This is a genomic window from Delftia sp. DLF01 (genome assembly GCF_014852125.1).
GTDB lineage: Bacteria > Pseudomonadota > Gammaproteobacteria > Burkholderiales > Burkholderiaceae_C > Comamonas > Comamonas acidovorans.
Map to the genome: position 1 here is coordinate 258248 of NZ_JACVAZ010000001.1, position 15338 is coordinate 273585.

A 15338-nucleotide genomic window follows, 5' to 3' on the forward strand; every position below is an offset into this window, starting at 1 on the left:
CTGGTGCAAAGGCGGACAATGCCGGCTCCATGATCGAATCCCGGCGACCTTCTCCCTTCATGCGTCTTCCCCGCGCGGCCCTGGCGGCCGCGCTGCTGTTCGCGGCGGCAGGTGCCGCCCAGGCGCTGCCCAGCTTTTCCGAGGTCCGCGAAGGCCACCGTTCCTCCGAGACAGAACTGCTCTCGCGTGAGGGCGAGGTGCTGCAGCGCCAGCGCACCGACGCCAGCGTGCGCCGTGGCGACTGGGTGGCCCTGGCCGACATCTCGCCCGCGCTGCGCACGGCCCTGGTGCTCAGCGAGGACAAGCGCTTCTACGAACACAGCGGCGTGGACTGGACTGCAGTGTCCTCCGCCGCCTGGGGCAACCTCTGGAACCAGCGCACGCGCGGCGCCAGCACCATCACCATGCAGTTGGCGGGCCTGCTCGACGGCGACTGGCGCCAGGGCCCGGGCGGGCGCAGCGTAGTACAGAAACTGGGCCAGACCGTCTCGGCCCAGGTGCTGGACCGGCGCTGGCGCAAGGACCAGATCCTGGAGGCCTACCTGAACCTGGTGCCCTTCCGGGGCGAGATCGTGGGCATCGATGCGCTGTCGCGTACCCTGTTCGGCAAAGCCGCGCACGGGCTGGACGCGCGCGAGGCCGCCATTGCCGCCGCCCTGGTGCGTGCCCCCAACGCCTCGCCCGATCGCGTGGGCCGGCGCGCCTGCGGCGTGCTGCAGTCGCTGGCGCCCGAGGATGCGGCGGCGCGGGATTGCACGGCCATGGAACTGCTCACCGCCAGCGTGCTGCTGCGCCGGCAATGGGCGGCCAGCGAAGGCCAGGCCCCGCATCTGGCGCGCCGCCTGCTGGCCGAGCCGCAGTCCAAAGGCCAGGCCCGCGTGCGTTCCACGCTGAGCGCGCCCGTGCAGCGCTTTGCCGTGCAAAGCCTGCAGCAGCAACTGCGCGAGCTGCAGGGCCGCAACGTGGAGGACGGCGCCATCGTCGTGCTGGACAACGCCACGGGCGAGGTGCTGGCCTGGGTGGGCTCATCGGGCGAATTGAGCCAGGCGGCCGAGGTGGACGGCGTCACGGCCATGCGTCAGCCCGGCTCCACGCTCAAGCCCTTTCTCTATGCCCAGGCCATTGCCGAGCGGCGGCTGACGGCGGCCTCGCTGATCGAGGATTCATCGGCCCACATTCCCACGCAGAACGGGCTCTACATTCCGCAGAACTACGACCGGCGCTTCAAGGGCTGGGTCTCGGCGCGCACGGCGCTGGCGTCGTCGCTCAACGTGCCTGCCGTGCGCACCCTGGTCATGGTTACGCCCGATGCCTTCTTCTCGCAACTGCAGCGCCTGGGCCTGCCACTGCGCGAAAGCGGCGGCTACCACGGCTTCAGCCTGGCGCTGGGCAGCGCCGAGGTGCCGCTGCTGCAGCTCACCAATGCCTACCGCGCCCTGGCCAACGGCGGGCAACTGACGCCCGTGCGCTGGGCGGCGCAGCCCACGGGCGCGGGGTCCGCAGCGAAAAAGTCGGCTGCGCCCGTGCAGGCCATCGACGCACGCGCGGCCTTCATCGTGGGCGACATCCTGTCCGATCCCATGGCGCGCGCGCCCACCTTCGGCACGGACAGCGTGCTGGCCACGCGCTTCTGGTCGGCCGTCAAGACCGGCACCAGCAAGGACATGCGCGACAACTGGGCCGTGGGCTGGTCGCAGCGCTACACCGTGGGCGTGTGGGTGGGCAATGCGCGCGGCGAGGCCATGCACTCGGTCAGCGGCACCAGCGGCGCGGCACCTGTCTGGGCCGCCGTGATGGGTTTCCTGCATGCCCGCACGCCCAGCCGCGCGCCCAAGGCGCCGGCGGGCGTGCTGCAACAGGCGGTGCGCTTCGGTCCCGATGCCTCGGGCCTGCCGCTGGAGAGCGCGCGCAGCGAATGGTTCGTGGCGGGCACGCAGCAGAGCCTGTTCGCCATGGCGGGCAGCGGCCTGCCTGCCGCATCCGCATCGGCACGCGGGACTTCGGCGGCCTCGCCCGTGCGCATTGCGCGCCCGGCCAACGGCACCATCCTCGCGCTGGACCCCGACATTCCGCCGGACCGCCAGCGCGTGCAGCTGTCGGCCCGGCCCTCGGGCACGGCAGCCACGCAGGAATGGCAGGACGCCAGCCTGCGCTGGCGCATGGTCAGCGCCGCCCCGCCCGGCGCGGCCGAGCCTGCGCCCAAGGAGATCGGCCGGGGTGCTGCCGCTGCCTGGATGCCCTGGCCCGGCCGCCACCGGCTGGAGCTGGTCGATGCCAAGGGGCAGGTGCTGGACAGCGTGCAGGTGGAGGTGCGCGGCGCCGGCGTGGTGGCTTCGCGCGCGGGCGGGCGCTGATCAGGCGCCGGTCGTGATCACTGCGCCGCGCGGGTGCCCGCCGCGCGGATGCCCGCCGCACGGAAGCCCGCCGCAGTGAAGGCCACCAGCTCGTCGATCACATGCTCCACGGGGTCGGCGCGGTGGCCGCCGCCCAGCATGCGGCTGACTCGGCCGTTGTCGGAGCGGATGTACATCATGGCGCCGTACATGCATTCCAGGCGCCACTGGAAATCGTGCTGCGACAGCTGCGGCAGAGCCTGGCGCAGCAGGGCCGCAAAGCGTTTGGCAGCCTCGTCGTAGGCGGCAAACACCACCTCCCTGACTGCCTGGTCGGGATCGACCGAGCACAGGGCCGTGACGCGGTTGAAGTCGGCCTCGCCCTCGCTATGGGCGGCGCGCAGCGCAGGGGCGATGAAGGCCCGAAGAATGTCCTCCACGGCGGGCTGCGGCGACTGCTGCTCCAGCCTTTGCAGCAGCGCATGGCGCTGTCCGTTGACGGCCATCACGCGCTGCTCGAACAAGGCCTTGAGCAGGCCCAGCTTGTTGCGGAAGTGGTAGTGGATGGCGCCCGTGTCCACATCGGCCAGCGCCATGACGGCGCGCAGCGACGTGCCCGCGTAGCCATGCCGCGCAAACAGCTGCTCGGCGGCTTGCAGAAGGCGTTCGCGGGCCTGGGCGCGGGGTTCCTCGGCCGCGGTGTCATCGGTGCTGGACGTCATGGCTGCGGATCATAGACAGCGCCAGGCCCTTGCCGCACCAAACCATGGCATGGTGGTGACATGGATTGATTCAGTCGACTGACTGAATTAACATGCGCAGCCATCACACAACGACAAGGAGACACAGCATGACCACCCGCAAGTGGCTCGGCGCCCTGATGGCGCTGGGCTGCACCCTGGCCACCGCGCAGGAGCCGTTCCCGTCGCGGCCGCTGACCCTCATCAACCCCTGGGCGGCGGGCAGCTCCACCGATGTGATGGCGCGTACCTTGGCCGAGGAGTTCCGCAAGCAGCTGGGCCAGAGCGTGGTCGTGGTCTCGCGCGACGGGGGCTCGGGCGTGATCGGCATGAATGTGCTGGCCCAGGCGCCGGCCGACGGGCTGACGCTGGCCTTCACGCCCATGACCCCCATCACCGTGCAGCCCCACTACGTCAAGGGCCTGAAGCTGGGGCCCGACAGCGTGCAGCCGCTGTGCGGCGTGACGGAGAACATCCTGGGCGTCAGCGTGCGCGCAGACAGCCCTTTCAAGACGATAGGCGAGCTGGTGGCGGCGGCGAAGAAAGGCTCGCTGAGCTACGGATCGCCGGGACCGAACTCGGCGCCCTTCCTGGCCATGGACCAGCTGGAGCGCGACCAGGGCCTCAAGCTTGTGCATGTGCCCTACAAGGGCGATGCGGGCTCGATACAGGAATTGCTGGCCGGGCGGCTGGACTTCGTCAGCAGCATCGCGGCCTCGGCTGCGCCCCAGATACGCGCGGGCAAGCTGCGCCTGCTGGCCGTGGCCTCGGAGCGCCGCCACCCTGCCTTCCCCGAGGTGCCTACCTTCAAGGAACTGGGCATGGCGGTGCAGGAGGAATCGTTTGCGGGCCTGTTCGTGCCGCGTGGCGTGCCCGAGGCGGTGCTGGGCCGGCTGGACGCCGCCTGCGCCGCCGCAGCTCGGTCCGATGCCGTCAGGCAGGTGGCCCAGCGCGGCGACCAGGTGGTCTTCCACCAGGACCGCCGCCAGTGGGACCGGCGCATCCACGACGAATTCCGCAAACAGGGCGCAGCGGCCGAACGCCATGCGCAGTGACCTCCTTTCCGCCATCTCTTCATCCATGACCGATTCCAGCCTGCCCCCCATCCGCCGCGTGATCACGGCCAACGACGCACAGGGCCGCTCCTTCATCGCCGAGGACGGCGCCTCGCCCGCCGTGCGCCTGGTCGAGGAACGCCCCGGCTACCGCATAACCAACCTGTGGCGCACCGATGCCTCACCCGCGCAGATCAATGCGCCCGACACCATTGCCATCCACCAGGGCGTGGCACCGCCGCCCTATGGCACGGTGCTGCGCATCCTGGACATTCCGCCCGAACCTGCCGATCCGCAGGAGCTGGCGCGCGCCCTGCATGCCACCTTTACACGCATGTACGGCGACGCCCACCGCAACGTGCAGCCCGGCGAGCATCCGGGCATGCACCGCACGGATACCGTGGACTACGCGCTGATGCTGGAGGGCGAGCTGGTCGCCATCCTGGACCGCCAGGAAACCGTGCTGCGCGCCGGTGACGTGCTCATACAGCGCGGCACCAACCATGCCTGGGCCAACCGCTCGGGCCGGCCTGCGCGCATTGCCTTCGTGCTGGTGGCGGGCGAGCAGGGCTCCTGACTCAGGGGGCCTGGCCAGCCCATGCCGCCACGGCAGGGCGTGGCCGCACGAACCGCTGCTCGATCACTGGCTCGCCCCATTGCTGGCCCGGCCATTCCTCGGCCAGGGTGAAGCCTGACGATTCGTAGAGCCGGCGCGCTGCATCCAGGCCCCGGAAGGTCCACAGCTGGGTGGCCTCGAAGGCCTGCTGGTCGCAGAACGCCAAGGCCTGCTGCAGCAGCTGGCGCCCCGTGCCGGCGCCGCGCAGGCCGTCTTCCAGGATGAACCAGCGCAGATGCGCCTGGCGGTCCTCGGGGTGCTTGCCCAGGTCCTCTCCATCGATGGCCACGGAGCCCACGATGCGGTCGCCGTCCAGCGCCGTCCACAGCTGGTTGCAGGGCTTGTCCAGCCGGCCTGCGAACTCGGCCAGGCCGCTGGCCACGCGGCTTTCGAAGAAGACGCCAAAGCCTGCGTGGCGCGCATAAAAGCGCGCATGCATTTCCACGATGCGGCCCAGGCAGCCGGGCCGGTATCCGGGCAGGACCTGTATCTGTGCGGGTACGGGAACGGGCAGGGGCAGGGGCTCCTCCTGCCGGTGCGCCTGCAGCGCCCGGGCGTACAGTGCCAGCCCTTGGGCGACGGCCTGCTGCTGCGGCGCCTGCATGCGGTCCAGCGCCGCCGTCACCTGCTGGCGCCCGAAGGCCTCGATGGCGGCCAGCGTGCGCCGGCCCTTGGCGGTCAGGGCCAGCTGCTTGACGCGGCCATCCTCGCCATCGGCGGCTTCCTTCAGCTCGCCCGCCTCCACCAGCTTGCGCACCATGCGGCTGACGCTGGATTTCTCCAGCCCCAGGACCAGGGCCAGCTGCGAGGCCGGCATGCGCCCCTGCGCGCCGATCTCCAGGATGGCATGCACGGCCGAGGGCGGATAGTCCGTGGCCGCCAGCGTGGCCTGCATGAAGCCCAGCTCGCGCACCATCAGGCGCGAGGCGGCGCGGATGCCATCCACCAGGGAAAGATCGTGCTGCGGCATGGGTGCTCCTTGGGGCCGTGCAGGGTTTGAATATGGTTGCATGGTACAACCATAAATGCCGCTGCGCATCTGTTGATGCAGCGATGCGTACCCCAGGCGTAAAAAAGCCGCCCGGCGCATGCGGGCGGCTGGGGCCTGGCGCAGATGCGCAAGGCTCAATTGACCATCAGGCGGAACGGCCAGACATAGGCCTGCAGCGTCACGAAGATTCCCATCAGGCAGGCCAGGGCGACGGAGTGGAAGAACACGTAGCGCAGGATGTCGCCCTCATGGTTGAACCAGCGCGTGGCCGTGGAGGCGACGACGATGGACTGCGCATCGATCATCTTGCCCATCACGCCGCCCGAGCTGTTGGCCGCGCCCATGAGGTTGGGCGACAGGCCCAGCTGCTCGGCCGCCACCTTCTGCATGCCGCCGAACAGCACATTCGATGCCGTGTCCGAACCCGTCAGCGCCACGCCCAGCCAGCCCATCAGGGTGCCGAAGAAGGGGTAGAACACGCCCGTGTTGGCGAAGGCCAGGCCCAGCGTGGTGTCCGTGCCCGAGTAGCGCGTCAGCGTGCCCAGGGCCAGCATCAGCACGATGGTGATGAGCGAATAGCGCACCAGCCAGATGGTGCGCACGAACTGGCTGACCAGTTGCACGGGGTTGTACTTCATGACCAGGCCGCCCACGATGGCCGACAGCAGGATGCCCGTGCCTGTGGCCGACAGCAGGTTCAGCGTGTAGATGGCGCCTTCCTTGGTGGGCTGGCGCACGACGGGCGGCACCTTCTCGATCAGGTTGTGCAGGCCTTCCATGGGAAAGGCCGGGGCGAACAGGCCGTTGAGCGCGGCCTTGACCGAAGGCAGGCCCCAGATGAAGACGAAGACCGTGAGGATGGCCCAGGGCGTCCAGGCGCGGATCACGTCGGCGCGCGGGTGCTGGGTCACGGCGCGGGGCGCCTGGGCCTCGCCGCCGCTGTTCTCATGGCCCTTGAGCGAGGTCGAGCGCCAGATGGTCCTGGGCTGCCACATGCGCAGGAAGCCGACCGTGCAGACCATGGAGACGATGGCCGCGATGATGTCCACCAGCTCGGGGCCGATGAAGTTGGACACCAGGTACTGCGGAATGGCGAAGGACACGCCGGTCACCAAAATGATGGGCCAGATCTCCATCATGGCCTTGCGCCCGGCAAAGGCCCAGATCAGCCAGAACGGCACCAGCACCGAGAAGAACGGCAGCTGGCGGCCGACCATGGCGGTGACCTCCATCAGGTCGTAGCCGTGCACCTTGGCCAGCGTGATCACCGGCGTGCCCAGCGCGCCGAAGGCCACGGGCGCGGTATTGGCGATCAGCGACAGGCCCGAGGCGGCCAGCGGCGAAAAGCCCAGCCCGATGAGGATGGCCGCCGTCACGGCAACGGGCGTGCCGAAGCCGGCCGCGCCCTCGAAGAAGGCGCCGAAGGCGAAGGCGATCAGCAGCAGCTGGATGCGCCTGTCCTCGGTGATGCCGGCAATGGAGTCCTGCAGGATCTTGAAGCTGCCGTTCTTCTCGGTCAGCTGGTGCAGGAAGATGATGTTCAGAACGATCCAGCCGATGGGCAGCAGCCCCGTGAAGCCGCCGAACAGCGCCGCGCGCCCGGCCATGCCTGCCGGCATGTTGTAGACGAAGACCGCGATCACCAGCGCCGCAATCAGCCCGGCGCCGGCCGCCAGGTGGGCCTTCATGTGCAAAAAGCCCAATCCCACCAGCATGACCACGACCGGGATGGCCGCGAGCAGTGTGGACAGCCACATGTTGGAAAGAGGGTCGTAGACCTGCTGCCAAACCATAGGAGCGTCTCCTGAAGAGTTTTTAGGATGTTGTGCGGGGCGGATCGTCGCTCTCATGGCTGGTTGGCACACTAGCGTTAGCCCTCGGTTGGGCTGCGAGAGAGAAAATTTCAATCGGCGCACAAATCACTTCAAACCCGAACGGGTGACTGGAACGCGCACTGCGCACTACCATGCTCGGCAGTCCCGCGGCATGCGGGTTCCAGAAAGCCAGAAAACGTGTCCACCGACCTTTCCAAAATCACCTGCATCGAAGACCTGCGCGTCGTGGCCCAGCGCCGCGTGCCGCGCATGTTCTATGACTACGCCGACTCGGGCTCCTACACCCAGGGCACCTACCGCGCCAACGAGGACGACTTCCAGAAGATCAAGCTGCGCCAGCGCGTGGCCGTGAACATGGAGGGGCGCAGCACGCGCACCACCATGATCGGCCAGCAGGTGGCCATGCCCGTGGCCATTGCGCCCACGGGCCTGACCGGCATGCAGCACGCCGACGGCGAGATCCTGGGCGCGCGCGCGGCCCAGGCCTTCGGCATTCCGTTCACGCTGTCCACCATGAGCATCTGCTCCATCGAGGACATTGCCGAACACACGGCCCGCCATCCGTTCTGGTTCCAGCTCTATGTGATGCGCGACCGCCGGTTCATGGAGCGCCTGATCGAGCGTGCCCGTGCCGCCAACTGCTCGGCCCTGGTGCTGACGCTGGACCTGCAGATCCTGGGCCAGCGCCACAAGGACATCAAGAACGGCCTGTCCACGCCTCCGAAGCCCACGCTGCGCAACCTGGCCAACCTGGCGACCAAGCCGCACTGGTGCCTGGGCATGCTGGGCACCAAGCGCCGCACCTTCGGCAACATCGTCGGCCATGTGGATGGCGTGGCCGACATGAGTTCGCTGTCGTCGTGGACCGCCAGCCAATTCGACCCCAGCCTGAACTGGGGCGATGTGGAGCGCATCAAGAAGCTCTGGGGCGGCAAGCTCATCCTCAAGGGCGTCATGGACGCCGAGGACGCGCGACTGGCGGCCGACAGCGGCGCCGATGCGCTCATCGTCAGCAACCACGGCGGCCGCCAGCTCGACGGCGCACCCTCGTCCATCGAGGCGCTGCCCGGCATTGCCGAGGCGGCGGGCAAGGACATCGAGGTCTGGATGGACGGCGGCATCCGCAGCGGCCAGGACGTGCTCAAGGCGCGTGCCCTGGGCGCCCAGGGCACGATGATCGGCCGCAGCTTCCTCTACGGCCTGGGCGCCTATGGTCAGGACGGCGTGACGCGTGCACTGCAGATCATCCAGAAGGAGCTGGAGACCACGATGGCCTTCTGCGGCCATACGCAGATCGATACCGTGGACCGCAGCATCCTGCTGCCCGGAACCTATCCGGGCGCCGTGCGCTGAACCGGCAAAAGCCGCACGAGAAAAGGACCGCCTCGGCGGTCCTTTTTCCTTTCAGGCTGCGCCTCAGGCTTGGGCAGGTACGCGCCGGCTTTCCGGCTGCGCCGCCACCAGCCGGCCCGCCGCATGCAGCACGGCCAGGATGGACGCGGTCACGATGTTGGCATGGCGCCCCGCACCGAAGCGCGTGCCCGCCACGCCGGGCAGGGCGGCCTCGACGATGGCCAGCGCCATGGCCCCGGCGCCCTGGCCCAGGCTGCGCTCCTCGTAGTGGTCAATGCGCAGCGCCACGCCCAGGTGCTGGCCGAGGGCGGCGGCCACGGCATCGATGGGGCCGCTGCCTTCGCCATACAGCTGCAGTCGAAGGCCGTCTGGCCGCACCACTTCCAGCGCAATGCCCTGGCCCTGGGCGCTGTCGAACAGGTGGTGGCTGCGGTAGTGCCAGGGAAGCTGCAGGGGTGCGAGGTAGGTCGCCTCGAACAGCTTCCACAGGTCGTCGCTGGCCAGCTCGGCCTCGCAGGCGTCCGCCTGTTTTTGCACCACGGCGCTGAACTCCACCTGCATGCGGCGCGGCATGGTCACGCCATGGTCGCGCTGCAGCAGAAAGGAAATTCCGCCCTTGCCCGACTGGCTGTTGACGCGAACGATGCTGTCGTAGGTGCGGCCCAGGTCCTGCGGGTCGATGGGCAGGTAGGGAACGCGCCAGGGCGCATCGGGCCGCTGCGCCGCAAAGCCCTTGGCGATGGCGTCCTGGTGCGAGCCCGAGAACGCCGTGAACACCAGGTCGCCCACATAGGGGTGGCGCGGGTGGATGGGCAGGGCCGTGCATTCCTCCGCAATGCGCGCCACGGCGGCGATGTCCGAGAAGTCCAGTCCCGGCGCGATGCCCTGCGTGTAGAGGTTGAGCGCCAGCGTCACCACATCGAGGTTGCCGCTGCGCTCGCCATTGCCGAACAGGCAGCCTTCCACGCGCTGGGCGCCGGCCAGCAGCGCCTGCTCGGCGCAGGCCACGCCCGTGCCCCGGTCGTTGTGCGGGTGCACGGACAGCACGATGTGCTCGCGCCGTTCCAGGCGGCGGTGCATCCACTCGATCTGGTCGGCGAAGACATTGGCCGTGCTCACCTCCACCGTGGTCGGCAGGTTGATGATCATGGGCCGCGCGGGGCCTGCATCCCAGGCGCGGATGGCCGCGTTGCACACGGCCAGCGACACGTCGAGCTCGGCCATGCAGAAGGTCTCGGGCGAGTACTGCAGCACCCATTCGGTCTCGGGGTGGGCATCGGTCAGTTCGCGCAGCAGGGCGATGTGGTGCTCCACCATGGCGATGATCTCGGGCACCTGCATGCCGAAGACGATCTCGCGCCAGGCCGGGGCAATTGCGTTGTAGAAGTGCACGATGGCGCGCCGCGCTCCGGCCACGCTGTCCACCGTGGCGCGGATCAGGTCCTCGCGCAGCTGGGTGATGACCATGGGCGTCACGTCGCCGGGGATCAGCCCGTTGTCGATCAGGTGGCGCACGATGCCGTAGTCGGTCTGCGAGGCCGAGGGAAAGCCCACCTCGATCTCCTTGAAGCCTATGCGCACCAGTTCGTGGAACAGGCGCAGCTTGCGCTCGCGGTTCATGGGCTCGAACAGGGCCTGGTTGCCATCACGCAGGTCGGTGGACAGCCACACGGGCGCCTGGCTCAGCTGGCGTGAGGGCCATTGGCGCTCGGGCAGGTCGATGGCAGGGAAGGGAAGGTATCTGGACGCGGGATTCTTCAGCATGCGGGCCTCGCAGGAAACGCTGGGGTTTGCAGCCACCGGATCGGCCGGCGGCCCCGCTCTCCTGGCTTCCCGGTGTGGGGAAGCTGCGCCAGGCCGGGATCAGGGAGAGTCGGTGCGAAATGCGGCGCCTGCGCAGGCGCCCGGACCCCGGCCATGGGCCAGGGGTGGTAGGGAGGGCGAGGGCAGGCGGTGCATGGTGCGATGGCGGTGAATCACAGGGAACAGGTGCCAGTTTGCGGGCAGGGTGCTTGTCTGTCTTTATAGAATTTCTCATTTTCTATATGAATCTGGACAATATGCGCACGACCCATGTCCCGGCTTCTGCAGCCGCCGTTCCCTGCAGCCATGCCGGGCTGCCCGAGCTGCAGGCCGCCGCACCGCTGCCGGTCACGGGCGTGGCCGCCGACTATCCGGCGGGGCTGGAGGTGGAGGAACACTCCCACGAATGCTGCCAACTGCTCTACGCCGTGCAGGGGGTGCTGGAGGTGCGCGCAGGCAGCGGGCGCTGGGTGGTGCCGCCCACGCGCGGCGTCTGGCTGCGATCGGGTGTGCCCCACGGCCTGCGCATGCGCGGCGCGGTACAGGTGCGCAGCCTGTTCGTCGATGCGCAGGCTGCTGCAGACCTGCCGGGTACGGACTGCGTGATCGAGGTCTCTCCCCTGCTGCGCGAGCTCATCAGCGAGGTGGCGCGCTGGCCTGCATCGGCACCGCCGGGGCGGCGTGAATCCATGGTGGTCGAGCTATTGCTGCAGGAGCTGCGCCAGCCGCCCGTGGTGCCGTTTCACCTGCCCTGGCCGCAGGATGCGCGCATGGCTGCTGTCTGCCATGCGCTGGCCGACGGAGACGGGGCGGATGGCTTTGCCGCCACAGCCGCCGCAACTGCCACAGCCGCCGACTGGGCCGCACGGCTGGCCATGGGCGAGAAGACCTTCCACCGCCATTTTCTGCAGGCCACGGGAATGAGTTTTGGCCGCTGGCGTCAGCGCGCACGGCTGCTGTCATCCATGCAGGCGCTGCTGGCCGGAAGGCCCATCGTGCAGGTGGCGCTGGAGGCCGGCTATGAAAGCCACAGCGCCTATTCACTGGCCTTCAGGCGCCAGTTCGGCATGCCGCCCTCGGCCTTCGGGGCCAGGGGCGACAGGCTGTAGGGGGCCGGGCCGTGTCAGGCAGCCTTCCAGATGATGTAGTCGGCCTGGTACTGGACGACCTGCTTCTGGCCCAGCGTGGAGCTGTTGCAGGCCATGGCAGGGGCCACGCCGCCGCGCGTGGCCACGCGCTGGATATAGGTCACGCCCTGCATGGCGCCCATGCCGGTGGCGGGTTCGGCCTTGACCAGTTGCATGGGGATGTTGCCCGCGCTGGACGGCGCCACGGCGACCTGGGTGGCCGTGACCTTGGAGCCATCCTGGTGCGCCCAGGTGGCGGGCGGGCCGAAGTAGCGGCCGATGACGCGGCCCTGGCGGTCCGTCAAACGCGCATCGGGGCCGACAAAGGCCCATTCCTGCTCCATCGCCTGGTCCTTCTTGGCGCGGCATTCATAGGTGATCTGGCCTATGCCCACCGTCTCCATGGCAACCTTGTGGCCTGCGGGCACCTGCACGGCGGCCGGCAGGTCGGACTGGGAATAGCTCTTGCCCATGTCCATGGAGGAGCAGGCGCCAAGGGTCAGTGCGGCCATGGTGGCCAGGCCGAGGGGGAGGATGTAGCTCATGAAGGTCTCCAGGTCGATGGGTTGAGGGGTGTCGCCTTGGACCGCTTTCCGGGGCGCGACACAGGGAATACGCAGCAAGGCAGCGGCTGGATTCACCTGAATGGAAAAAAAATTTATCCGCATCCGGTTCGCAATGCGCTGCGTATTGCTCACGGAGGGCCGGTGCAAGCCGGGAGACCCCCGCCAGACCTTCTGCAACCCCCCGGCTGAGCACCGATATGCCCCTTGAATCCGATCGAAAGACAGAACAAGCCCCCGGGCGGCCACGCAACAGTGCGGGCCACGGGGCCGCCCGCTCGCCCACAATGCGTGCATGGGCACCACACCAACCGACCAAGAGCTGATGGACCTTCTGGACCGCATCGCAGCGCAGGACGAGCCCGCGCTCCGCAGCCTTTACGAGGCCACCTCGTCCCGGCTGTACGGGCTGGCGTTGCGCATCCTGCGGCACAAGGACTGGGCCGAAGACGTGCTGCAGGACAGCTACCTGCACATCTGGCGCAGCGCCTCGGGCTACCGGGGCACGCTCAGCCCGCCGCTGGCCTGGATGGGCCTGGTGGTGCGCAGCCGGGCCCTGGACTTTCTGCGCCGGCGCCGCGCCGAACGCCTGCACCTGAACGAAGAGTTCGACGAGGCGCAACTGGCGGCCCATGGCGGTGGGGACGATGAAAGCCAGGGCCCGCTGCAACTGGCCGAGGCCAGCGAACAGGCCGTGGCGCTGTACCAGTGCCTGGAGCGGCTGGAAGGCCGCCAGCGCGAGGTGGTCAGCCTGGCCTATCTGCGCGACCTCAGCCATGGCGAGCTGGCGGGCCAGCTGCAACTGCCGCTGGGCACGGTCAAGACCTGGATACGGCGCGGCCTGGAGCAGCTGCGCCGCTGCCTGTCACGCCATGCGTGAAGCAGTTGACATGCTCTGAGCGGCCAAAGGATTTGCCATGAATATTTCCCGACACCCCGAACTGCTGGACCGGCTGGCCGCCGCTTACGCCCTGGGCACGCTGCGGGGCGCGGCACGCCGCCGCTTCGAGCAACTGGCCCGTGACCAGGCCCCGGTGCGCGCCGCCGCCCTGCTGTGGCAGGGCCGCTGGTCGGCCCTGTCCGAAATGCAGGCGCCCGTACGCCCTGACGATGCGGTCTGGGTCCGTATCGACAACCTGCTGCAGGCCGAAAAGGCCCGCGCCGCCCAGGCGCACCGGCGGCGCGCCGACGATGCGCCTGGCATGGCCCGGCGCACGGAATCCGCCGTGGGCCGCGCCCTGGCCTGGTGGCGCGGCGCCGCCGTGCTGGGCGCCTGCGCCACCGTGGCGGCCGTGGCCGTGGGGCTGTGGTCGCACCAGGACCTGCGCCAAAGCGGCGAGCGCCAGCTGGCCGTGCTGAACAACCAGTTGCAGGCCACCCAGGCAGCGCTGCAGGCCGCGCCCCAGATCCAGTACGTGGCCGTGCTGGCCGACGACAAGGCCGATGCCTCCATGCTCGTGACCTTCGACCCCGGCAAGAACACCCTGGTGCTGCAGCGCGTGGGCGACTTCCATGAGGCCTCCGACAAATCACTGCAGCTGTGGGCCCTGCCGCCCCAGGGCGGCCCGCAATCGCTGGGCGTGCTGGGACGCGACAAGCTGGTCAAGCTGACCGCCGCGGCCGCCGAGGTTCAGGGCGTGCCTGCCCTGGCCATCAGCCTGGAGCCCAAGGGCGGCGTGCCCAGCCAGACCGGGCCCACGGGGCCGGTGCTGTTCAAGGGCGCTCTGATCCGGCGCGACCTGTAGCGCGCAGCGCAGGCCCGCTCGCCATTGGCGACGGCCGTGCTGCTGCACAACGCAGCCTGCTTGCCCTGGCCAGAGCAGGGCGCGCGTGCAGCGCTGGCTGGCCGGCCTCTGTTTCGCTGCCGGGCGCGGCAGCCTTCTCCAAGCGCGTGCGCCTGGTGCCCGACCGGCGGCTATGCTGGCCGGCACTCAGTCGCCCGCGCCTTGCCGGCGGTGCCTTCCCCTTTTTGCCGACATGCTTTCTTCCCTCCAAGACCTGACCTGGCTGTGGGTGCCCGTGGTGCTGTTCGCCGCAGCCGCCCAGACCGTGCGCAACACGGCCCAGCGCTCGCTGACCGCCGAGCTCGGCACCCTGCCGGCCACCCTGGTGCGCTTTCTGTACGGCCTGCCGTTTGCCGGCATCTACCTGCTGGCGCTGTACCTGGGAGGCGATGGCGCCTGGTCGCTGCCCCGATTCTCATGGGCCTACCTGGGCTGGATCGCACTGGGGGCCTTCTTCCAGGTCGCGGCCACGGCGGCGCTGCTGCTGGCCATGAAGGAGCGCAACTTCGCCGTGGCCGTCACCCTGTCCAAGACCGAGGTGCTGCAGGTGGCCCTGTTCGCCGGCATCTTCCTGCATGAGTTGCCCACCGCCGTGGCGCTGGCGGCCATGGCGCTGGCCACCTTCGGCGTGCTCATCCTGTCGCTGCCGCCGCGCGGCCAGATGCTGTCGCTGTCGGCCTGGGCCAGCCGATCGGCGCTCTACGGCCTGGCCTGCGGTGCCTGCTTTGCCATCGCCACCGTGGGCTACCGGGGCGGCGCCGTGGAACTGGCGCGCCTGGGCGAGATATCTCCCTGGCTGTCGGGCGCCTGGGGCGTGCTGATCGCCCAGCTCATGCAGACCCTGGGCCTGGGCGCCTGGATCGCGCGCACCCACGCGCAGGGCCTGCGCCCCATCTTCCGCGCCTGGCGCGTCTCGCTGCTGGCCGGCGGCATGGGCGCGGCCGCCTCGCTGGCCTGGTTCACCGCCTACGCCATGCAGGGCGCGGCACCCGTGCGCACGCTGGGCATGGTCGAGGTGGTGTTCAGCTACATCGTCTCGCGCCGCGTGCTCAGCGAAAGCCTTAGCCGCCAGGAAATGATCGGCATGGGCCTCATGGTGCTCGGACTGGTGCTGATCTGCCTGCAGGGATGAATGGTC

13 protein-coding genes are annotated in these 15338 nt (G+C 69.2%); 8 read left to right on the forward strand and 5 right to left on the reverse strand.

Annotated features, from left to right (window positions below):
• Positions 1–29: 29 nt before the first annotated feature.
• Positions 30–2354: a penicillin-binding protein 1C gene (pbpC, locus tag IB269_RS01145; protein ID WP_192366249.1), complete on the forward strand. Its 2325-nt coding sequence runs from the start codon at positions 30–32 to the stop codon at positions 2352–2354.
• 17 nt (positions 2355–2371) lie between these two features.
• On the opposite strand, the gene IB269_RS01150 is transcribed toward pbpC, so the two are convergent.
• Positions 2372–3055 (reverse strand): TetR/AcrR family transcriptional regulator, encoded by a 684-nt coding sequence (locus tag IB269_RS01150; RefSeq protein WP_192366250.1) that lies wholly within the window; start codon positions 3053–3055, stop codon positions 2372–2374.
• A gap of 128 nt (positions 3056–3183) precedes the next feature.
• Here IB269_RS01150 and IB269_RS01155 point away from each other — a divergent pair, with 128 nt between their 5' ends.
• Together IB269_RS01155 and IB269_RS01160 are read left to right on the forward strand one after the other, a co-directional pair.
• Positions 3184–4128 carry a tripartite tricarboxylate transporter substrate binding protein gene (locus IB269_RS01155; protein WP_012207096.1) on the forward strand — a complete coding sequence of 315 codons (945 nt, stop codon included), beginning with the start codon at positions 3184–3186 and terminating at the stop codon, positions 4126–4128.
• Positions 4129–4153: 25 nt separating this feature from the next.
• Positions 4154–4705 (forward strand): cupin domain-containing protein, encoded by a 552-nt coding sequence (locus IB269_RS01160; RefSeq protein ID WP_012207095.1) that lies wholly within the window; start codon positions 4154–4156, stop codon positions 4703–4705.
• Between the two features lies 1 nt (position 4706).
• Here the strand turns inward: IB269_RS01160 and IB269_RS01165 are convergent, their stop codons facing one another.
• Together IB269_RS01165 and IB269_RS01170 are read right to left on the reverse strand one after the other, a co-directional pair.
• Positions 4707–5714, reverse strand: coding sequence for a helix-turn-helix domain-containing GNAT family N-acetyltransferase (locus tag IB269_RS01165; protein WP_192366251.1), 1008 nt, complete (start codon positions 5712–5714; stop codon positions 4707–4709).
• 155 nt (positions 5715–5869) lie between these two features.
• On the reverse strand, positions 5870–7528 hold the full coding sequence (locus tag IB269_RS01170; protein WP_013800968.1) for an L-lactate permease: 1659 nt from the start codon (positions 7526–7528) through the stop codon (positions 5870–5872).
• 219 nt (positions 7529–7747) lie between these two features.
• On the opposite strand from IB269_RS01170, the gene IB269_RS01175 reads away from it, so the two are divergent.
• Positions 7748–8923, forward strand: coding sequence for an alpha-hydroxy acid oxidase (locus IB269_RS01175; protein ID WP_034396710.1), 1176 nt, complete (start codon positions 7748–7750; stop codon positions 8921–8923).
• Between the two features lie 63 nt (positions 8924–8986).
• On the opposite strand, the gene IB269_RS01180 is transcribed toward IB269_RS01175, so the two are convergent.
• Complete coding sequence (locus IB269_RS01180) at positions 8987–10687, reverse strand: 2-isopropylmalate synthase (RefSeq protein WP_192366252.1); 1701 nt, start codon at positions 10685–10687, stop codon at positions 8987–8989.
• A gap of 281 nt (positions 10688–10968) precedes the next feature.
• Between IB269_RS01180 and IB269_RS01185 the strand changes: the two genes are divergently transcribed.
• Entirely contained in the window at positions 10969–11835 is an 867-nt protein-coding gene (locus tag IB269_RS01185; RefSeq protein ID WP_225613936.1) for an AraC family transcriptional regulator, read from the forward strand.
• A 14-nt stretch (positions 11836–11849) separates the two neighbouring features.
• Here IB269_RS01185 and IB269_RS01190 read toward each other — a convergent pair whose 3' ends face one another.
• On the reverse strand, positions 11850–12398 hold the full coding sequence (locus IB269_RS01190) for a DUF3455 domain-containing protein (RefSeq protein WP_013800972.1): 549 nt from the start codon (positions 12396–12398) through the stop codon (positions 11850–11852).
• A gap of 313 nt (positions 12399–12711) precedes the next feature.
• On the opposite strand from IB269_RS01190, the gene IB269_RS01195 reads away from it, so the two are divergent.
• The 3 genes from IB269_RS01195 to IB269_RS01205 all read left to right on the forward strand — a co-directional run bounded on the left by IB269_RS01195 (position 12712) and on the right by IB269_RS01205 (position 15332).
• Positions 12712–13296 (forward strand): RNA polymerase sigma factor, encoded by a 585-nt coding sequence (locus IB269_RS01195; RefSeq protein WP_012207088.1) that lies wholly within the window; start codon positions 12712–12714, stop codon positions 13294–13296.
• A 37-nt stretch (positions 13297–13333) separates the two neighbouring features.
• On the forward strand, positions 13334–14161 hold the full coding sequence (locus IB269_RS01200) for an anti-sigma factor domain-containing protein (RefSeq protein WP_043821459.1): 828 nt from the start codon (positions 13334–13336) through the stop codon (positions 14159–14161).
• 232 nt (positions 14162–14393) lie between these two features.
• A complete protein-coding gene (locus tag IB269_RS01205; RefSeq protein ID WP_123690593.1) occupies positions 14394–15332 on the forward strand; it encodes a DMT family transporter in 939 nt (312 codons plus the stop codon).
• The last annotated feature ends 6 nt before the right edge of the window (positions 15333–15338 follow it).